The following is a 19,261-nucleotide window of genomic DNA, read 5'->3' on the forward strand; positions in this document are numbered from 1 at the left end:
ACACCGGGTGACTGGTCCGGCGCTATCGCGGGCAAGCCCGCTCCCACAGGGTTATTTGTTGCTTAGAGGGTTTCAATGGCACAACACCTCGCTGAACTACTGATGTACGTCGCTCCCGAGTCGATTCGCCAAGCCAACGAGCGTTGGCTGGTGCGGATTCTCGAACAGCTCGGCAGCACTCGCCTCGATGCCGAAGGGCTGTCGCTGATGGACCTCTGGCTGTCCCCGCACCTGCTGTTGACCCAGACTTGCGGCTATCCCTTGATGACGGCTTTACGCGGTCGTGTCCGGGTTATCGGCCGTCCTCGTTACGAACTCCCGGACAGCAACGACGGTAACCATTGCAGCCTGTTATTGACTCGCGCCGACGATCCTCGATGGACCTTGTCAGCCTTGCGAGGCAGTCGCGGTGTGATCAACGGCGAAGACTCCAACAGTGGCATGAACCTGTTGCGTCACCGACTGGCGCCACTGCACCGCGACGGGGAGTTTTTTGCCACCGTCGCCATCAGCGGCAGCCATCGCGAAAGCCTGCGTTGGTTGCGTGATGACCTGGCGGACCTGGCCGCCATCGATAGCGTGACCTTCGCCTATCTGGCGCAGCATGCCCAGGCGGAGGTCACGGGGCTGCGCGTGTTGGCACGTACAGCGTTCAGCCCGACGTTGCCCTACATCGCAGCCGCTGGCACCACCGATGAGCAGGCTGAACAGCTTCGACGGGTGATGAATCAGACGTTGAAGGAGCTGCCCGATGTCGCGGAAATCCTCGGCCTGCAAGAAGTGATGCCGGCCACCGAAAGCGACTATCAAGTCGTACTCGACTACCAGCAAGAAGCCGAAGCATTGGGCTATGGGCGGTTGCGTTGACTGAAGGATTGTTCGCGGGCAAGCCTCGCTCCTACAGTGTTTATATCGAGCCCATCATCGCGGATCGACTCGGTCCTGTAGGAGCGAGGCTTGCCCACGAAAGCGATGGCTTGATCGACCTATATCTTAAATTCAAAAATAGAATATAAAAATTCTGTTTTAGTATTATTAATGAATAAGACTCCTTGCTAGGATCGCGCCACCGGATCACCGGACATTCAGCGACCCCTAACCCATGGAGCCTCTATGTCCGGCGCCGACCTTTCCCATCGCAACGATGTGGGCGGATTGTTCCGCGCCCACTACGCCTGGCTGTGCACACGGCTACGCCGATATCTGGGGGCCAGTCCCAGCGTCGAAGACATCGCTGCCGAGACCTTCGTACAGTTGCTCGAATCGCCAGGCCTGACGCCCATTCGCGAACCTCGCGCCTTGCTCACCACCATTGCCCATCGGTTGATTTATCAGCTGTGGCGTCGTCGCGATCTGGAACGCCAGCACCTCGATCAGCTATCGCCGATTGACCCGCTCGGCGGACCATCGCCTGAAGACCTGGCGCAGTTTTCCCAGACCCTGACGCGCCTTGATCGGACCCTCGACCGCCTGCCGGGCAAGGTCAGGGCAACGTTTCTGTTGTCGCGAATCGATGGCCTGACCTACCCACAAATCGCCGCCGAACTGGGCATTTCCCAGCGTTCGGTCAGCGTCTACATGACCCGCTCCCAGGCACTGTGCGCCCAGCACAGCGCCAACGAACCCTTGAACCGACCACCCCTGACCCAGAGGTCCGCATGAGATCGATCAAAACCCTGCTCGGCAGTTCGCTGCTGGCCCTGAGCCTTGTGGCTGGGCACGCTCCGGCCGCAGAAAAAACCACGCCCATCCACTTCGGTGACATCACCTGGGAAAGTGGCAGCCTGATCACCGAGATCCTGCGGTTGATCGTCGAGAAAGGTTACGGCTACCCGACTGACACTTTGCCGGGCAGTACCGTCAGCCTCGAAGCCGCGTTGGCCAAGAACGACATTCAAGTGATTGGCGAAGAGTGGGCGGGGCGCAGTCCGGCCTGGGTCAAGGCGGCATCGGAGGGCAAAGTGTTTGGTTTGGGCGACACGGTCAAAGGCGCCACCGAAGGTTGGTGGGTGCCGGAATATGTGATCAAGGGCGACCCGGAACGCGGCATTAAACCTTTGGCGCCGGAGCTGAGATCCGTCGCCGACCTGGCGCGCTACAAGGACGTGTTCCGTGACCCGGAAGACCCAAGTCGCGGACGCTTCCTCAACAGCCCGACCGGCTGGACGTCGGAGATCGTCAACAGCCAGAAACTCAAGGCTTATGACCTGACTGCCAGCTACGTCAACTTCCGCACCGGTTCCGGCGCGGCGCTGGATGCCGAGGTCGCTTCATCGATCCGCCGTGGCAAACCGGTGCTGTTTTACTACTGGTCGCCAACGCCACTGTTGGGTCGCTTCAAACTGGTGAAACTCGAAGAGCCGCCATTCGACGCGCAAGCCTGGAAAACCCTGGCCGATGCCAACAACCCGAACCCCAAGGGCACGCGATCGATGCCGGCCAGCCTGGCCATCGGTGTGTCGGCACCGTTCAAGGCGCAGTACCCGGACCTGGTGGCGTTCTTCGAAAAAGTCGATTTGCCAATTGATCTGCTAAACCAGACCCTTGGGCAGATGAGCGAAAAACGCCAGCAACCGCGTCAGGTGGCCGAAGCGTTTTTGCGCGATCAGCCGCAGGTGTGGAAGAGTTGGGTGCCGGGGGAGGTGGCTACGAAGGTGAATTCGAGTTTGTAGTTCAGCGGTGTTTGATCGATAGCTATCGCGGGCAAGCCCCGCTCCCACACTGGATCTTCGGTGTTCACAAATCCTGTGGGAGCGGGCTTGCCCGCGAAGCGATCTAAAGCCTTACGCCAACTCCACAGCCAACGCCGCTTTCACGGCTGGCCGCTGACCAATCCGTACCTGAAACCGCGCCAACGCCGGCCATTGATCCAGATCGATGCCAAACACCTGCGTCCAGCGCAACACCGTAAACAGATACGCATCAGCAATACTGAATCCGCTAGCCATCAAGTAATTCTGCCCCTCCAGCGTCTGACTCAACACGACAAAACGCTTGAACAACTTCTCTTTGATGAGCGCTTTCACATCATCCGGAAACTGCGAATTGAACAGCCAACCCAGCCCGCCATGAATCTCGGTCGAAACGAAATTCAGCCATTCCAGCAAACGCACCCGCTCGAACGTCCCGTTCTCCGCTGCCAGGTTGGCCTCGGGCCGCAAGTCCGCCAGGTATTGCAGGATCGCCGGGCCTTCGGTCAGCACATCACCGTTATCCAGCTGCAACGCCGCGACGTAACCTTTGGGGTTTATGGCGAGGAAATCATCGCCTGAGGCGGTTTGCTTGGTGCTGTTGTCGACGCGGACCAGCTCGAACGGCAGATCCAGTTCGCGCAGCACGATGTGCGGCGCCAATGAGCAGGCTTGCGGGGCGTAATACAACTTCATGGGCAGGGCTCTGGTTGCGGGTTTGCGCCAGTGTCATAGTGCGCGGCACTCTCGGTAAAATTAATCTTTCAGAACACTGCCATTAGGAAAGCTACTGCCATGATGAACCTGATGCATTGGCGAATGGTGGTGGCGGTGGCCGATACCGGCAACATCACCCGGGCCGCCGAGCGGGTCGGGATCACCCAGTCCGGTGCCAGTCAGGCGCTGGCACTGATCGAAGAAACCCTGGGCGTTCAACTGTTCAGCCGGGAAAACCGTCAGACCTTGCCGACCGCCATCGGCTTGCCTGTGATCGAACAGGCGCGAACCATGCTCGGCGCCCTCGAGAACATTCGCAGTACCGTCGACGCCACTAAAGATATCCAGCGCGGGACGATTCGCCTGGCCAGTTTTCCGTTGGTGCTGGCGACCTTTCTGCCGCCGCTGCTGCGCCAGTTGAATCGGCTGTATCCCGGCATTCAAGTGGTGGCACTGGAGGTCAGCGACGATGAAGTGGAAACATTGCTCAGTACCGGGCTGGTGGATGTCGGCGTGGTGTTGAACCCCGCACCCGCGCGCAATGCCGGTCGTTTGGGACGTGATGCCTGGGTGGCGGTGCTGCCCGGTGGTCACCCCTTGGCGCGCCGCTCGAATGAAGAGGGTGTTTCATTGGCTGAACTGGCGGAGCAACCCTTTGTGCTGGCCACGGGCGGTTGTTCGACCAATGCCCGCAGCCTGGCCGCCGACGCCGGGCTGCAACTGCTGGATGTGCGAGCCGAGGTGCGAGAGTGGAGCAGTGCGTTCACCCTGGTGCGAGAAAACATCGGTGTGACTTTGGTGCCGGAAATGACTCTGCCGGGCAATCGTCAGGGGTTGCGAGTAGTGCCGGTGAGGCCGCGTATCGAGCGGGAATTTGCCTTGGTGGTTGCGCCGCATAAAGAGCCTTCGGCGGCGGTGCGGGTGTTGTTGGGGATGCTGGCGGTGCATCAGTTATCGGCTGACTCGTCCGTGAACTAAAAAAGGGTCCGTTAATGGGACCCTTTAGCGCTTTTCGATGCAGGTTAACGGCTATTACTCGACGAAGTATTTACAATCAAAAGTGCCCTTCATCTGTCTTGTAAACCCGTCAAGTTCGAAGGTGCCATCGAAGTTGCCATCCTGCTGACGCTGACTGTTGCTCACCGTCACATGCGCTGTTCCTGTCACCTGGATAAGTCTTTCGCCATTGTTATATTCGAGTCTCGAAGGCTCCTCCGGTCCCACCTTAAAGTCATGAGGGCCCACCGGCAGGTTTTCCTTGTAAGTCATCTGAACGAATTTTTTCGATTCGGAGGCTTGAACAGCATTAGGCGCTATCTGGATTTTGTCTGTATCAAAGTCTGGACCCGCCGGTTCTCCATCCTCGAAAGAAAATTTGACGTTCATTTTTCCCACAAATAGATCTGTGCTCATGTTGAACTCCTGTTCTACGTGATAAATGTGCGGTGAACTCGCATTGGTTCACCCGGATCATTAAACAAATCGAATGGGAGCACAGCTACTGTCATATCTGACAGTACGAGCGTTTTCTGGATGGACGGTAGAGGGTAGTGCGAAGGGGATGGGCCAACGGTCAACTGTTGCCATTGGGCGGCAGAGGTCGACCGCCCATTCAAAAGCGAGGCCAGGTAAGTCGTTTAGGTGAAATTAAGGCACGCCATTGCAAGCATGCGCCATAAACCCCGGCCGCAACGCCAGCCGCCGGCAATAGGCGTCGACGGCGGGGTAGTTCGGGCGCTCCATCGGGGTCATCCGCCAGCGGTTGACCGACAATCCGATGAGGATATCGGCCAGTGTGAACTGCGGTCCGGCGACATATGCACCGGTCGCTGCGAGTTGCTCTTCGAGAATGCCCATTTTCGCGTTCCAGCCGCGAATGCCATCAGCAATCCGCTGCGAGTCCTGGAAGTTCGGCAATTGCCGGACCAGCGCAAAAAATGCGTAGCCCCACGACGGATTGAGCTCGGTGGCTTGCCAGTCCATCCACTGCTCCACGCGAGCGCGGGCCGCCGGTTCGATAGGCAACAGGTCAGTGTTCTGGTGTTTACCGGCCAGGTACCGGCAAATGGTATTGGACTCCCACAGCACGCCGGCTTCGTCGATGAGCACCGGCACCTGTGCGTTGGGGTTGAGCTGGAGAAATTCCGGGCTCTGGGTTGATGCGAAGCCGCTGCCCCAGTCTTCGCGTTCGTAGGAAACACCCAGTTCGTCGCAGGTCCACAGGACTTTTCTGACGTTGATTGACGAGGCCCTACCCAAAATCTTCAGCGTATGTCCCATTGAGCTACTCCGTTTGCTGTTCCAGGTATCGGGAATCTAGCACGCGGAGCATGGGAATGGTCGTGCGTCAGGTGCTCTCGCGCACCTTCAATTCAAACCCCATATCCTGTACCGGTTTGGTCACTGAATTGCCGGCCAGCAAGGTCAGCATCAGCTCCGCGGAGCGACGGCCAATGGCTTCTCGTGGAGTGCTGATGCTGCTCAGGCGCGGCACCATGTGCTCAGATGCCGGCAGGTCGTTGAATCCGAGAATCGCCACTTGTTCGGGGATCTTGATCCCGCAGCGCAACGCTTCGAGCAACGCGCCCTGGGCCAGGTCGTCGTTGCCGAAGAAAATCGCATCGACGTCTGGATGGGTAGCGAGCAGTTGCAGGAACAATTCGCCGCCCAGACCCACCGACGAGGCTCGTGGGGTCAGCACTTCCAGGGCCGGATCATACAAACCGGCCTTTTGCAGCGCGCGACGGAAACCTTCGCCGCGTAACAGCGTGCGCTGGTCCAGTTGCGCGCCGATGTAGGCCAGGCGTTTGCGACCGCGTGACAGCAAATGCCCGGCAGCGGTTTCGCCGGCAGCGACTTGCGAAAAGCCGACGCAATTGAGCCCGGCCGCGCTGTCCAGTTCCATCATGTAGACGCAGGGAATGTTGCTGGCCTCGATCATTCGCCGCGAACTTTCGGTGCGGTCGAAACCGGTCAGTAACAGACCGCGAGGCTGATAAGCCATGTAATTGCGCAGCAGGTTTTCTTCTTCATCACGCGAGTAATGGAAGTTGCCGATAAGCACTTCGAAGCCCTTTGGTCGCAAAACCTGATGAATGGCTTCCAGCGTGTCGATGAACAGCAGGTTGGATAATGACGGCACCAAAACCACGACGGAATGGCTCTGGGCCGAGGCCAGGGCGCGGGCGGCGGGGTTGACCACGTAGTTCAGGTCGAGGGCGGCCTTCTGGACTTTTTCCACCAGTTCGGTGGCCACCGTGCTGACGCCGCGCAGGGCGCGGGACGCTGTAATCGGGCTGACACCGGCCAAGCGCGCGACTTCGTTGAGGGTAGGGCGGCCAGTGGTGCGAGTATTTTTATCGTTTTTAGGGGTATTCATCGGACGGCTTGCCAAACAAAATTCAAGGCACTAAGGTAGCGCTGTCTCGATGCAGCTGCAAATGCGTGAACGAGGTTTGCCTGATCCTCGCTTTTTTGGCATCGAGAACGAACATGCTGCAACCCACAAAAATGACAAGAAGGCGTCGGCAACTTCTGCTTTTGCACTAGAGTTCTACGTCGCAAAGGTAGCGCTGTCTGCGCGCTGAGGTGTTACATGAATCATCCCATCACCGCCCTGGTCATCATGGGCGTTGCCGGTTGCGGCAAGACGTGCGTCAGCCAGTCCCTGTGCCAGCTTAGCGGCGCGACCGCCATTGAAGGCGACACTTTCCACCCTGCCGCCAATATCGAAAAGATGAGCGCGGGTATCCCCCTGAACGATGAAGACCGTGCCGGCTGGCTCGACAGCCTGTGCGATGAACTGCGCCGCGTTGATGCCAAAGGCGAGCGCCCGGTGCTGACCTGTTCGGCCCTCAAACACAGTTACCGCGAACGCTTGCGCAGTGCCTTGCCGGGCCTGGGCTTCGTTTTCCTTGAGCTGACCCCCGAAGTCGCCGCCGATCGTGTGTCCCATCGACCGGGTCACTTCATGCCGTCGACCTTGATCGACAGCCAGTTCGCCACACTTGAATCGCCCGTTGGTGAGCCCCTGACCCTGGCTCTGGATGCGTCCAGCCACAGCGTCGATGAGTTGGCGAAGCAGGCTCATGCCTGGTGGCTCGATCATGGCTTGAAACTCGCCAGTTGAGTTTTTCTCCAAGAGATAGCGCTGTCCTGACGGCTTTTGAATAACCGCTTACATAACAACAACAAACAACGGAGACACCCCCCATGTTTGGCATGTCCCACGAGTCATTCCTGCTGCTAGACGCAGTGGTCACAGTGATCGGGCTTATCGTCCTGATCACCAAGTTCAAGTTGCACCCATTCCTCGCACTGATCATCGCCGCCGCCTTCCTCGGGCTGACGTCCGGCATGCCGATCGGCACCATCATCAAGGCGTTCCAGGATGGCTTCGGTGGGGTACTCGGTTTCGTCGGCATCATCCTGGCGCTGGGCACGATGCTCGGCAAAATGATGGCCGAATCAGGCGGTGCGGATCAGATTGCGCAGACGTTGATCCGCGCCTTCGGCAAGGACAAGGTGCAGTGGGCCATGATGTTCGCCGCGTTCCTGGTCGGCATTCCACTGTTCTTCGAAATCGGCTTCGTGCTGCTGATTCCGCTGGTGTTCATCGTGGCCCGTCGCACTGGCGTGTCGATCATTAAGATCGGTATCCCGCTGCTGGCCGGTCTGTCCGCGGTACACGGCCTGGTGCCGCCGCACCCGGGTCCGCTGCTGGCCATCGGCGTGTTCGGTGCCGACATCGGTAAAACCATTCTGTACGGCCTGATCGTTGCACTGCCAACGGCCATCATCGCTGGCCCGATCTTCGGTACGTTCATTGCCAAGCACATTCCCGGTCATCCGAACCAGGAGCTGGTGGATCAACTATCGCGCGAAACGGATTCGGCTGAACTGCCGAGCTTTGGCATCACTCTGGTGACCGTGCTGCTGCCGGTGTTCCTGATGCTGCTCAAGACATTTGCCGACGTGGTGCTGCCCGATGGCAACATCTTCCGCGCGTTCATGGACCTGATCGGTCACCCGATTTCGGCGTTGCTGCTGGCATTGCTGCTGTCGCTGTATACCTTCGGCTACAAGCAGGGCATCGGTTCCAGCCAAATGATGAAATGGCTCGATGCAAGCCTTGCGCCGACCGCCGCCATCATTCTGATCATCGGTGCCGGTGGGGGCTTCAAGCAGATGCTGGTGACCAGCGGTGTGGGCGATGTGATCGGCCACATGGCGGTGAACGCACAGATCTCGCCGATCCTGCTGGCCTGGCTGGTGGCGGCGGTGATTCGCATCGCAACCGGTTCGGCGACCGTGGCGACCATTACTGGCGCGGGCATCGTGGTGCCGGTGGTGGGGATGATTCCGGGCGTGAACCGTGAGCTGCTGGTACTGGCCACCGGTGCCGGTTCGTTGATCCTGTCCCACGTCAACGACGCCGGTTTCTGGCTGGTGAAGCAGTACTTCAACATGACCGTGGCGGAAACCTTCAAGACCTGGACCGCGATGGAAACCATCCTGTCCGTGGTGGGCCTGGGCTTCATCCTGCTGTTGTCGTTGTTCGTTTAAACACACTGCATTGATCGTTCCCATGCTCCGCGTGGGAATGCCGCCATGGACGCTCTGCGTCCACTGTGACGCGGAGCGTCACGGGATGCATTCCCACGCAGAGCGTGGGAACGATCAGGCACAAAAAAACCGCATCGCTGCGGTTTTTTTGTGTCTGCTTGATAAATCAGGCGTTGGCTTTCTGAACCAACCCATCCGCCCGGAACATCCCGCGAATCCCGCGTACTGCCTGACGAATCCGGTCCTGGTTTTCGATCAACGCGAAGCGCACATGATCATCCCCATACTCGCCAAATCCCACGCCCGGCGAGACACAGACCTTTGCTTCGGCCAGCAGTTTCTTGGCGAATTCCAGCGAACCCATGTGTGCGTAAGCCTCGGGAATCTTGGCCCAGACGTACATCGACGCTTTCGGGTTTTCGACCATCCAGCCCAGTTCATGTAGGCCTTTGACCAGCACGTTGCGACGCTGCCGATACTGATCGGCAATGTCTTTGACGCACTGCTGATCGCCTTCCAGTGCCGCAATGGCCGCGACCTGCAGCGGGGTGAACGTGCCGTAGTCGTGGTAGCTCTTGATCCGCGCCAGTGCGTTGACCAGCTCCGGGTTGCCGACCATGAAACCGATGCGCCAGCCGGCCATGTTGTAGCTCTTGGACAGGGTGAAAAACTCCACCGCGATGTCCTTGGCGCCAGGCACTTGCATGATCGACGGGGCTTTCCAGCCGTCGTAGACGATGTCGGCATAGGCCAGGTCGTGCACCACCAAAACGTCGTATTGCTTGGCGAGGGCGATCACTCGCTCGAAGAAGTCCAGCTCCACGCACTGGGCGGTGGGGTTGGACGGGAAACCGAGGATCATCATTTTCGGTTTCGGGATCGAGCCGCGAATTGCCCGTTCCAGCTCGGCGAAGAAATCCACGCCAGGAATCAGCGGCACCGAACGCACCTGGGCGCCGGCAATCACGGCACCGTAGATGTGGATCGGGTAGCTGGGGTTTGGCACCAGCACGGTGTCGCCCTGATCGAGGGTGGCCAGCATCAAATGCGCCAGACCTTCCTTGGAGCCGATGGTGACGATGGCTTCGGTTTCCGGGTCAATATCGACCGCGTAGCGATCCTTGTACCAATTGGAAATTGCCCGGCGCAGGCGCGGAATCCCTTTGGACGTGGAGTAACCGTGGGTGTCTTCACGCTGGGCAACGGTGACGAGTTTTTCGACGATGTGCGGCGGCGTGGCGCCGTCGGGGTTGCCCATGCTCAAGTCGATGATGTCTTCGCCACGACGACGGGCGGCCATCTTCAGCTCGGCAGTGATGTTGAAAACGTAAGGGGGGAGTCGATCTATGCGCGCAAAGCGGCGCGGCGAACCTTGTTCGGCCATTGTTGCCTCGGATAACGTAAGCGCCCGGAACCGTCCGAGCGACGCTGGCCACTGCGGTGGCCTGTACGGAATGTAAGGGTAGCTGTGGCAGACTGTCCAGCGTCTATGTAAACAAATTTTGCGAAGGAAATCGGTTGATGGAGTTTACCAGCGGCTTTTTGCTGAGCCTTTCGCTGTGCCTGGACATCGGCGTGGCCAATATCGCGATGATCACGCTGGCGATGCAGCGCGGCTATTTTCAAGGCTTTGCCCTGGGGCTGGGGACGTGTGTCGGCGACTTGATTTACGCGGTGCTGGCATTGGCCGGCATGACCGTATTGCTGCAGTACGAAACCGTGCGCTGGGTGTTGTGGATCGGCGGCTCGGCGCTGTTGGTGTATTTCGCGGCGAAGATGATCTATTCGGCCATTCATCATGAAGCGCTGTTGGCGCAAACCCCGGAAGTGGGGCACAACTCGCACCGTCGTGAGTTTTTCCGCGGGATTTTTCTCGCCATGTCATCGCCCAGTGCCATTCTCTGGTTCGCCGCGGTGGGCGGCACACTGATTGCCCGTTCCGGCGGTGGTGGCGCGCTCAGTTCGGCGCTGTTTCTCGGCGGTTTCTTGTGCGCCGGGGTGCTCTGGTGTGTTGGTCTGTGCTTCGCTGCGAGCCACGGCGGCAAATTGCTCGGTGACAAACTACTGCGTTATTCCTACATGGCATCGGCAGCGATCTTCTGTTATTTCGCGGTCTACGTGATCCTATCGGGTTATAACGAGTTCATCAGTCCAGGCGCCATCGAACAGTTGCACGCACTGTAATTTGGCGAATCGGGTTTGGCTTCTATACTCCCAGCCGAACCCACCTTTTGTACCAGGAGTTGAGTCATGGATGAGCAAACAGGCGTCGAAACGGCCGAACCACGCTTCGAAAACGGGCACTTCATGCTCATCGCAGGGCTTGGCGGACGATTTACCCAAGAGACGGCCCCAAAGCAGATTCCCAAGCTGTGGGAAAAATTCGTCCCCCACCTTGGCAATGTGCCTGGCCAACAGGGCGAAGTGACCTACGGTGTTTGCTGTAATCCCGACGGCAAGGGTGGTTTTGAATACATCGCCGGCGTTGAGATCAGCAAGCTCGACGACCTGCCCGAGAAATACCGCTGGATCGAAGTTCAGCCTCAGAAATATGCAGTGTTCGAACACAAAGGCTCTCTGGATACCTTGCCTCAGACCTTTCAATACATCTGGAAAACCTGGTTGCCGAAGTCCGGTCATGAAGCGGCGGACGCTCCGGATTTCGAACGCTACAGCGACGATTTCAACCCCAAGCTCAATACCGGCGTGCTGGAAATCTGGCTGCCGCTAAAAGTGTGATGATCGGGTCAAGCGGCGGATCGTCGGTCCGCCGCTCTGATCGATATCAACACCTTATTGATTTATGATCCCCAACCTTTCCCACGCCGATTCCGAGCTGCCATGAACACCGTCATCCGCCACGTCAGCCCCGCTGACCTGGACCGTTGCTATGCCATCGAAACCATTGCCTACGAAGGTGATGAAGCCGCCACCCGCGAGAAAATCGCCACCCGCATTGCCACCTGGCCCGAGGGCTTCATCGTTGCTGAAGTGGATGGCGTTGTAGCCGGTTTCATCAATTCCGGTGCTGCATTTGAGGTGGAGATGTCGGACGAAGCGTTCAAGGAGCTGATCGGCCACGACCCGGCCGGCCCGCATGTGGTGATCATGTCGGTGGTGGTGCATCCGGATTATCAAGGGCAGGGTTTGGCGAAACGCTTGATGGGTGAATTCATCCAGCGCATGCGCGCACTGAACAAGGCCAGCATTCATCTGATGTGCAAAGAGCGGCACATTGCGCTCTATGCCGGGTTTGGTTTTGCCTACATCAAGCCCTCGGCGTCCGACCATGGCGGGATGGCGTGGCATGAGATGGTGTTGACGCTGTAACCCGTGTGGGAGCGGGCTTGCTCGCGAAGGCGGTGTGACAGACAGCATTGATGCCAACTGACACACCGCCTTCGCGAGCAAGCCCGCTCCCACAAGGGCGTGTTGCCTCAATCGATTCCGACAAACCCGCCGGTCTGGTGCTGCCACAACCGCGCATACAAGCCGCCATGGGCCAGCAGTTCGGCGTGGCTGCCGGTTTCGGCGATCTTGCCGTTTTCCAGCACTACCAAGCGGTCCATTCGCGCGATGGTCGAGAGGCGGTGGGCGATGGCGATCACGGTCTTGCCCTGCATCAGGGTTTCGAGGCTTTCCTGGATCGCCGCTTCGACTTCCGAGTCCAGGGCCGAGGTGGCTTCGTCCATGATCAGGATCGGCGCGTCCTTGAGCAGGACCCGGGCGATGGCAATCCGCTGACGCTGGCCACCGGAGAGTTTCACGCCGCGTTCACCGACGTGAGCATCGAAACCGGTGCGGCCTTCGGAGTCCGACAGCAACGGGATGAATTCGTCGGCCCGGGCCTTGTGTACCGCTTCCCATAGTTCGGCGTCGGTAGCATCGGGTTTGCCGTACAACAAATTATCGCGGATCGAGCGGTGCAGCAGCGAAGTGTCCTGGGTGATCATGCCGATGCGTTCGCGCAGGCTTTCCTGGCCGACTTCGGCGATGTTCTGGCCATCAATGAGAATCCGCCCTCCCTGTACGTCATAGAGACGCAACAGCAGATTGACCAGCGTCGATTTGCCGGCACCGGACGGGCCGATCAGACCGATTTTCTCGCCCGGTTTGATGGTGAGGTTGAGGTCGCCGATGATCCCGCTTTTCTTGCCGTAGTGGAAATCGACGTGATCGAAACGCACCTCGCCACGCGCCACATTCAAAGGTTTGGCCTGCTCGCGATCGGTGACGCTGACCGGCTGGGAAATGGTCTGCAAACCGTCCTGAACCATGCCGATGTTTTCGAAAATGCCAGTGACCACCCACATGATCCAGCCAGACATGTTGACGATGCGGATCACCAGGCCAGTCGCGAGGGCGATGGCGCCCACCGTGATCAGAGATTGCGTCCACAGCCACAGCGCGAGGCCAGTGGTGCTGACGATCAGCAGGCCGTTCATGCTGGTGATGGCCACGTCCATGCTGGTCACCACACGGCCGGCCAGTTGGGCTTTTTCTGTTTGTTCCTTGATCGCTTCGCGGGCGTATTGCTGTTCGAAGTTGGTGTGGGCGAACAGCTTCAGGGTAGTGATGTTGGTGTAGCCATCGACGATTCGTCCCATGAGCTTGGAGCGCGCATCGGACGACACCACCGAGCGTTCCTTGACCCGTGGCACGAAGTAGTAGAGGGCGCCGATGAAGGCGGCGATCCAGGTCAGCAGCGGGATCATCAGGCGCCAGTCGGCTTCGGCGAACAGCACCAGCGAACTGATCGCGTAGATCAGCACGTGCCATAGCGCGTCCACCGCTTGCACAGCTGAATCGCGCAACGAGTTGCCGGTCTGCATGATGCGTTGGGCGATGCGCCCGGCAAAGTCGTTCTGGAAGAAATTGAGGCTCTGTTTGAGCACATAACTATGGTTCTGCCAGCGGATCAGGCTGGTCAGGCTCGGGCTCAAGGTCTGGTGCACCAGCAAGTCATGCAGGCCGACGAATAATGGGCGCAGGACCAGCGCAACCACCGCCATCCAGGCCAGTTCGATGCCGTGTTCCTTGAAAAAATTGACGTTGGGCGTGCCTTGGGCGAGGTCGATGATGCGGCTCAGGTAGCTGAACAGCGCCACTTCGATCAGCGCACCGAACAGGCCGACGATCAGCAGGACGGCGAAACTCGGCCAGACCTGCTTCAGGTAATAGGTATAGAAGGGGAGAACCCGATCCGGCGGAGCCGCCGTCGGTGCATCGCGGAAAATGTCGATCAGTTTTTCAAAACGGCGATAAAGCATCAGTTCTTCGCCCGCGCACGGGCTCTCCTTTAAACGATATGAGCGGCGCCGGAAGCACCGGCGGCCGCTCAAAACTCCCTGTCCAGCTTACTCTCAGTCGATGCGCTTGGCCGACTTGATGAAGACAGGGTCTGCCGGCACGTCTTTCATGCCGCTTTTGGTGGTGGTCTGGGAGTTGACGATGACATCGACCACGTCCATCCCTTTAACGACTTTACCGAACACGGCATAGCCGTCGCCCTGGTCCAGGAAGTCGTTGTCTTTGACGTTGATGAAGAACTGGCTGGTGGCCGAATCCGGGACGGAAGTACGGGCCATGGACAGCGTGCCACGCACGTTATGCAGGCCGTTTTTGGATTCGTTCTTGATTGGCGCCTTGGTTTCTTTTTGCTGCATCTGTTGAGTGAAACCGCCGCCCTGGACCATAAAGCCAGGAATCACACGGTGAAAAATCGTGTTGTTGTAGAAGCCGCTGTCGACGTACTCAAGGAAGTTCTTGGTACTGATCGGCGCCTTGACCGGGTCCAGTTCGATTTCGATCTGGCCGTTGGTGGTTTCCAGCAGCACGTGCGGCGCCTTGGCGGGCGTGGCGGCCATCAGGTTGGCGGCAAACAGAACGGAGCCGGCGACGAGGGCGATTTTTTTCAGCATAAGTCAGTGATCCTGAGTGGTGGTGTCGACTGCGGTGAGAAACTCGAGCAGTGTTTGGTTGAAGCGTTCGGGTTGATCCAGCGGGGTGGCGTGGCGCGAGTCGGCGATCACCACCAGCCGCGCATCAGGCAGCAGTTTTACATAGGTTTCCTTCAGCGCGACCGGGGTGTAGTCACGGTCGGCACTGACGATGAGGGTTGGACAGGACACTTTGGAAAGTCGTTCCTGAACCCCCCAGCCAACAATCGCATCGAAGCTGGCGAGATAAGCATGTTTGTCGTTTTTTGCCCAGCGCGCCGCTATTTTTTGTCGTAGCGAAGCTTGCTCGGGTTTGGGAAACAGCTTGGCGCCCAGAGCCTTGCCGATGGTGCCCATGCTCAGCGCGCGCATCAGGCTCCAACGCTTGAACCATTGCCAGTAATCGTTGCGGCTGCGCCGTTTGACCTCGGGCGCGCTGTTGACGATGCACAGGCTCTTGAGCAGTTGAGGCTGGTCCACCGCCAGTTGAAAAGCGATCATGCCCCCCATTGAAAGCCCGACAAGATGTGTAGGACCAAGATTCAAGTGTTCCATCAACGCGATCAGGTCGGCGCTGAACCCGGCGATGCTGTAGCGCTCGCGGGGTTTGTCGGAGCGCCCGTGGCCGCGCACATCCGCCACGATCACCCGATGGTGAGCCGAGAGCGCCGGGATCTGCATTTCCCAGTCCAGAGTGCTGGAACCTAGCCCGTGGACCAGTAGCAACGGCGTGCCGTGGCCATATTCCTCATAGTGCAGGTTGCAACCTTCATGTTCGAAATAGGCCATGGGTACACTCCGTGTCAGGCTTGTTCAGGGGCGGCGAAGGGCGCATCCAGCGGCGCGGTATCGAAGGTGCGCAGCAGTTCGATGAGAATCTGCGTGGCCGGGCCCAAGGGTTTGTCCTTGTTCGAATACAGAAAGAAGCTCGGGTTACGGCTGCCGCCCTGATCCAACGGTAGCACTTTGAGCGTGCCCTCCTTGAGTTCGCGCTCGATCATGTGCCGGGGCAGCCAGGCGAAGCCCAGGCCGCTGCTGACGAAGGTCGCGGCGGTGGCCAGGCTGCCGACGGTCCAGCGCTGCTCGGCGCCGAGCCAGCCGACGTCTCGCGGTTGTTGACGGCCGGAGTCGCGGATCACCACTTGCATCTGGCTTTCCAGGTCCTGGAAGTTCAGTTCGCGGTTCAGGCGATGCAGCGGGTGTTCGGGGTGGGCGACCGCGATAAATTCGACGTCGCTCAATTCTGCGCCCAGGTACCCGGGAATACTGAAACCTGTGATGGCCAGATCGGCCACGCCTTCGAGCAGCACTTCCTCGACACCCGACAACACTTCTTCGCGCAGACGCACCCGGCAGCCACGGCTTTGTGGCATGAAAGCGGTCAGTGCACGAACGAGGCGTGCGCTGGGGTAGGCGGCGTCGACCACCAGCCGCACTTCTGCTTCCCAGCCTTGCTCCATGTGATGGGCCAGGTCTTCCAGTTGGCTGGCCTGTTTCACCAGTTGCCGGGAACGGCGCAGCAGTACGCCACCGGCCTCGGTGAGCACCGCTTTGCGGCCGTCGATGCGCAATAGCGGTACACCGAGCTGGTCCTGCATGCGCGCTACGGTGTAGCTGACCGACGACTGCGAGCGGTGCAGCACTTCGGCGGCCTGGGCGAAACCGCCGTGATCGACCACGGCCTGCAATGTTCGCCATTGATCAAGGGTCACGCGGGGCGCTTTCATGTTGAGCTCCTCTTGTCCTAAGCTGGCAGTCCTTATTGGAGGCTGCTGAATGAAAAAACTTTGTTGTGTGATGGCGGGTTGTGCTGTGTTGGCGATGTTGCCGTTGACTGCGTTTGCTTATCCGATCGACGTTCAAAAGCAATTGAACGGCTTGAGCATCGACTACAACGCCTTTGATACAGATGCCGATATCGCCTCCATTCAGGTGAACAACTACGGCAGCACCGATGCGATCTGCAAGGTGGTTTTCAACAATGGCCCGGAAGCGCCGCGTAACCGCACAATCGAAGTGCCTGCGGGTAAACACAAAAACGCCACTGCCAAGTTCACCCGGACCATCATCAAGATGCGTATCAACCTGACCTGCACCCCGAAATGACTTTACAACCCTGTGGGAGCGGGCTGTGGCGAGGGGGCTTGCCCCCGTTGGGCTGCGAAGCAGCCCTAAGAATCTGATATACCAAAGATCCTGTGAGTGCTACGCACTCAAACGGGGGCAAGCCCCCTCGCCACAGTGCTCCCGCAGGGCATGCTCCGCTTATAAACGAATTTATCGATGGTTTATAGCAGTTATTTGCGCTTTTTCATCGATATGACTCTGTTTAACCTTCACTCCATCGACCTACAGCATTCTCAGATGGAGGCTACATCCCATGTCCCGCGTTCTGATCATCGAAAGCAGTGCCCGTCAGCAAGACTCGGTTTCCCGCCAACTGACCCAGACCTTCATCAGCCAATGGAAAGCCGCCCACCCGGCCGACCAGATCACCGTCCGTGACCTGGCCACCACGCCGGTGCCGCACCTGGACATCAATTTGCTGGGCGGCTGGATGAAACCTGCCGAACAACGCAACGACATCGAGCAGGCCTCGCTGGAACGGTCCAACCTGCTGACTGATGAACTGCTGGCCGCCGACGTGCTGGTAATGGCTGCGCCCATGTACAACTTCGCCATCCCGAGCACCCTCAAAGCCTGGCTCGACCACGTGCTGCGTGCCGGCGTGACGTTCAAGTACACCGAAACCGGCCCGCAAGGTTTGCTCAACGGCAAGCGTGCTTATGTGCTGACCGCTCGCGGCGGGATCTACGCCGGCAGCACCGCGGATCACCAGGAACCCTACCTGCGTCAGGTCATGGGCTTCATCGGCATCCACGACGTAACGTTCATTCACGCCGAAGGCATGAACCTGGGCGGTGACTTCCAGGAGAAAGGCTTGAACCAGGCCAACGCGAAGCTTTCCCAGGTCGCCTGACACGTTAATCGCCAGATAATCGCTGGATGGTCTAGTGACCTAGCGTAACCCTTCAAGCTGTACGCGCATCGAACCTCCCTTTGCACTTGTTGCTCCTGAGTGCTCTAGCCCGATTGAACGCATTAGCGAGATCGGGCTTTTTTTGCCTGCGATTTGATGGCTCGCATGAGGGGCTGTAGGAACCGAGTTCCTGTGGCGAGGGGGCTTGCCCCCGTTGGGTCGCGAAGCGGCCCCAAAACCTGCAATCGAGTTGTGTCAGGTGCACCGCATACAATGTTTTACGACTGCTTCGCAGCCGAATGGGGGCAAGCCCCCTCGCCACACAGGCCCGCTCCCACAGGGTTTTGTGTGTTGGCTGACTGTCGCGATGACGAGCAAAACCCGCTATCGTCGCCGCCATTCGAAATGAGGCGACCATGGGCTATCTACTTTTTGTCACGCTGATCCAGGCGTTTTCCTTCAGCTTGATCGGCGAATACCTGGCCGGGCATGTCGACAGTTATTTCGCGGTACTGGTACGGGTGCTGCTGGCGGGGCTGGTGTTCATTCCGCTGACGCGCTGGCGCTCGGTGGAACCGGCCTTCATGCGTGGGATGTTGCTGATCGGCGCGTTGCAGTTCGGCGTGACTTACGTCTGTTTGTATTTGAGCTTCCGGGTGCTGACGGTGCCGGAAGTGTTGCTGTTCACCATCCTCACGCCATTGCACGTGACCCTGATCGAAGACGCACTGAACCGGCGCTTCAATCCGTGGGCCTTGATCGCGGCATTGGTGGCGGTACTCGGGGCGGCAGTGATTCGCTTTGACCGAATCAACCCGGATTTCTTCATGGGTTTCCTGCTGCTGCAGCTCGCCAACTTCACCTACGCCGCCGGGCAGGTGCTCTACAAACATCTGGTGGCCCGCCATCCGAGCGATCTGCCGCATTACCGGCGCTTCGGATACTTTTACCTGGGCGCATTGGCGGTGGCGTTGCCGGCGTTTCTGCTGTTCGGCAAACAGAACTTCCTGCCCGAAGCACCGCTGCAATGGGGCGTGCTGCTGTTCCTCGGCCTGGTCTCGACCGCGCTGGGTCTGTACTGGTGGAACAAGGGCGCGTGTCTGGTGAACGGCGGAACGTTGGCGGTGATGAACAACCTGCATGTGCCGGTGGGGTTGCTGATCAACTTGTTGATCTGGAATCAGCATGAAGAGCTGGGGCGGTTGTTGTTTGGTGGGTCGGTGATTCTGATGGCGGTGTGGATTAGTCGGTTGGGTGTACGCCAATCAGTAACAGCACACTGAACCTGTGGGAGCGGGCTTGCCCGCGATAGCGGAGTGTCAGGTACCAAATTCGTTGACTGATACTCCCTCATCGCGGCATAGGTATCT

At 58.8% G+C, this 19,261-nt stretch carries 21 protein-coding genes; 12 read left to right on the forward strand and 9 right to left on the reverse strand.

What is annotated here, in order from left to right:
* Window positions 1–75: 75 nt before the first annotated feature.
* The 3 genes from PMI18_RS11780 to PMI18_RS11770 all read left to right on the forward strand — a co-directional run bounded on the left by PMI18_RS11780 (window position 76) and on the right by PMI18_RS11770 (window position 2,672).
* Window positions 76–867: a phosphate/phosphite/phosphonate ABC transporter substrate-binding protein gene (locus PMI18_RS11780; protein WP_007902430.1), complete on the forward strand. Its 792-nt coding sequence runs from the start codon at window positions 76–78 to the stop codon at window positions 865–867.
* 246 nt (window positions 868–1,113) lie between these two features.
* Window positions 1,114–1,662 carry a sigma-70 family RNA polymerase sigma factor gene (locus PMI18_RS11775; RefSeq protein ID WP_007902432.1) on the forward strand — a complete coding sequence of 183 codons (549 nt, stop codon included), beginning with the start codon at window positions 1,114–1,116 and terminating at the stop codon, window positions 1,660–1,662.
* The gene (locus PMI18_RS11770) at window positions 1,659–2,672 is read left to right on the forward strand and encodes an ABC transporter substrate-binding protein (RefSeq protein WP_007902434.1); all 1,014 of its coding nucleotides are present in this window, start codon (window positions 1,659–1,661) and stop codon (window positions 2,670–2,672) included. The genes PMI18_RS11775 and PMI18_RS11770 overlap by 4 nt, the downstream gene beginning before the upstream one ends.
* Before the next feature lie 111 nt (window positions 2,673–2,783).
* On the opposite strand, the gene gstA is transcribed toward PMI18_RS11770, so the two are convergent.
* Window positions 2,784–3,386 carry a glutathione transferase GstA gene (gstA, locus tag PMI18_RS11765; RefSeq protein WP_007902435.1) on the reverse strand — a complete coding sequence of 201 codons (603 nt, stop codon included), beginning with the start codon at window positions 3,384–3,386 and terminating at the stop codon, window positions 2,784–2,786.
* Window positions 3,387–3,485: 99 nt separating this feature from the next.
* Here gstA and PMI18_RS11760 point away from each other — a divergent pair, with 99 nt between their 5' ends.
* Window positions 3,486–4,385, forward strand: coding sequence for a LysR family transcriptional regulator (locus PMI18_RS11760; protein WP_007902437.1), 900 nt, complete (start codon window positions 3,486–3,488; stop codon window positions 4,383–4,385).
* A gap of 54 nt (window positions 4,386–4,439) precedes the next feature.
* Here the strand turns inward: PMI18_RS11760 and PMI18_RS11755 are convergent, their stop codons facing one another.
* The 3 genes from PMI18_RS11755 to PMI18_RS11745 form a co-directional block, all read right to left on the reverse strand.
* The gene (locus tag PMI18_RS11755) at window positions 4,440–4,820 is read right to left on the reverse strand and encodes a hypothetical protein (protein WP_007902439.1); all 381 of its coding nucleotides are present in this window, start codon (window positions 4,818–4,820) and stop codon (window positions 4,440–4,442) included.
* Window positions 4,821–5,054: 234 nt separating this feature from the next.
* Window positions 5,055–5,687 carry a glutathione S-transferase family protein gene (locus tag PMI18_RS11750; RefSeq protein ID WP_007902441.1) on the reverse strand — a complete coding sequence of 211 codons (633 nt, stop codon included), beginning with the start codon at window positions 5,685–5,687 and terminating at the stop codon, window positions 5,055–5,057.
* A gap of 67 nt (window positions 5,688–5,754) precedes the next feature.
* On the reverse strand, window positions 5,755–6,786 hold the full coding sequence (locus PMI18_RS11745; protein WP_007902443.1) for a LacI family DNA-binding transcriptional regulator: 1,032 nt from the start codon (window positions 6,784–6,786) through the stop codon (window positions 5,755–5,757).
* 216 nt (window positions 6,787–7,002) lie between these two features.
* Between PMI18_RS11745 and PMI18_RS11740 the strand changes: the two genes are divergently transcribed.
* Window positions 7,003–7,536 (forward strand): gluconokinase, encoded by a 534-nt coding sequence (locus PMI18_RS11740; RefSeq protein ID WP_007902444.1) that lies wholly within the window; start codon window positions 7,003–7,005, stop codon window positions 7,534–7,536.
* An 83-nt stretch (window positions 7,537–7,619) separates the two neighbouring features.
* The gene (locus PMI18_RS11735; protein WP_007902445.1) at window positions 7,620–8,972 is read left to right on the forward strand and encodes a GntP family permease; all 1,353 of its coding nucleotides are present in this window, start codon (window positions 7,620–7,622) and stop codon (window positions 8,970–8,972) included.
* A 166-nt stretch (window positions 8,973–9,138) separates the two neighbouring features.
* On the opposite strand, the gene alaC is transcribed toward PMI18_RS11735, so the two are convergent.
* Window positions 9,139–10,356 carry an alanine transaminase gene (gene alaC / locus PMI18_RS11730; protein ID WP_007902446.1) on the reverse strand — a complete coding sequence of 406 codons (1,218 nt, stop codon included), beginning with the start codon at window positions 10,354–10,356 and terminating at the stop codon, window positions 9,139–9,141.
* A 137-nt stretch (window positions 10,357–10,493) separates the two neighbouring features.
* Here alaC and PMI18_RS11725 point away from each other — a divergent pair, with 137 nt between their 5' ends.
* The 3 genes from PMI18_RS11725 to PMI18_RS11715 all read left to right on the forward strand — a co-directional run bounded on the left by PMI18_RS11725 (window position 10,494) and on the right by PMI18_RS11715 (window position 12,302).
* A complete protein-coding gene (locus PMI18_RS11725) occupies window positions 10,494–11,156 on the forward strand; it encodes a LysE family translocator (RefSeq protein ID WP_007902447.1) in 663 nt (220 codons plus the stop codon).
* A 66-nt stretch (window positions 11,157–11,222) separates the two neighbouring features.
* Window positions 11,223–11,711, forward strand: coding sequence for a GyrI-like domain-containing protein (locus PMI18_RS11720; protein ID WP_007902456.1), 489 nt, complete (start codon window positions 11,223–11,225; stop codon window positions 11,709–11,711).
* A gap of 102 nt (window positions 11,712–11,813) precedes the next feature.
* Window positions 11,814–12,302, forward strand: coding sequence for a GNAT family N-acetyltransferase (locus tag PMI18_RS11715; RefSeq protein WP_007902458.1), 489 nt, complete (start codon window positions 11,814–11,816; stop codon window positions 12,300–12,302).
* Window positions 12,303–12,409: 107 nt separating this feature from the next.
* Here PMI18_RS11715 and PMI18_RS11710 read toward each other — a convergent pair whose 3' ends face one another.
* The 4 genes from PMI18_RS11710 to PMI18_RS11695 all read right to left on the reverse strand — a co-directional run bounded on the left by PMI18_RS11710 (window position 12,410) and on the right by PMI18_RS11695 (window position 16,638).
* Complete coding sequence (locus PMI18_RS11710; RefSeq protein ID WP_007902462.1) at window positions 12,410–14,242, reverse strand: ABC transporter ATP-binding protein; 1,833 nt, start codon at window positions 14,240–14,242, stop codon at window positions 12,410–12,412.
* A 93-nt stretch (window positions 14,243–14,335) separates the two neighbouring features.
* Window positions 14,336–14,893, reverse strand: coding sequence for a peptidylprolyl isomerase A (locus PMI18_RS11705; protein WP_007902463.1), 558 nt, complete (start codon window positions 14,891–14,893; stop codon window positions 14,336–14,338).
* A 3-nt stretch (window positions 14,894–14,896) separates the two neighbouring features.
* Window positions 14,897–15,700, reverse strand: a complete 804-nt coding sequence (locus PMI18_RS11700; protein ID WP_007902466.1) for an alpha/beta fold hydrolase — start codon at window positions 15,698–15,700, stop codon at window positions 14,897–14,899.
* A gap of 14 nt (window positions 15,701–15,714) precedes the next feature.
* Window positions 15,715–16,638: a LysR family transcriptional regulator gene (locus PMI18_RS11695; protein WP_007902468.1), complete on the reverse strand. Its 924-nt coding sequence runs from the start codon at window positions 16,636–16,638 to the stop codon at window positions 15,715–15,717.
* 49 nt (window positions 16,639–16,687) lie between these two features.
* On the opposite strand from PMI18_RS11695, the gene PMI18_RS11690 reads away from it, so the two are divergent.
* From PMI18_RS11690 to PMI18_RS11680, 3 genes are all read left to right on the forward strand, one after another.
* The gene (locus tag PMI18_RS11690) at window positions 16,688–17,017 is read left to right on the forward strand and encodes a hypothetical protein (protein ID WP_007902470.1); all 330 of its coding nucleotides are present in this window, start codon (window positions 16,688–16,690) and stop codon (window positions 17,015–17,017) included.
* A gap of 274 nt (window positions 17,018–17,291) precedes the next feature.
* Window positions 17,292–17,891, forward strand: coding sequence for an FMN-dependent NADH-azoreductase (locus PMI18_RS11685; RefSeq protein WP_007902473.1), 600 nt, complete (start codon window positions 17,292–17,294; stop codon window positions 17,889–17,891).
* A gap of 416 nt (window positions 17,892–18,307) precedes the next feature.
* On the forward strand, window positions 18,308–19,174 hold the full coding sequence (locus PMI18_RS11680) for a carboxylate/amino acid/amine transporter (RefSeq protein WP_007902475.1): 867 nt from the start codon (window positions 18,308–18,310) through the stop codon (window positions 19,172–19,174).
* Window positions 19,175–19,261: the final 87 nt, after the last annotated feature.

The sequence above is a fragment of the Pseudomonas sp. GM102 genome (assembly GCF_000282555.1).
Lineage (GTDB): Bacteria > Pseudomonadota > Gammaproteobacteria > Pseudomonadales > Pseudomonadaceae > Aquipseudomonas.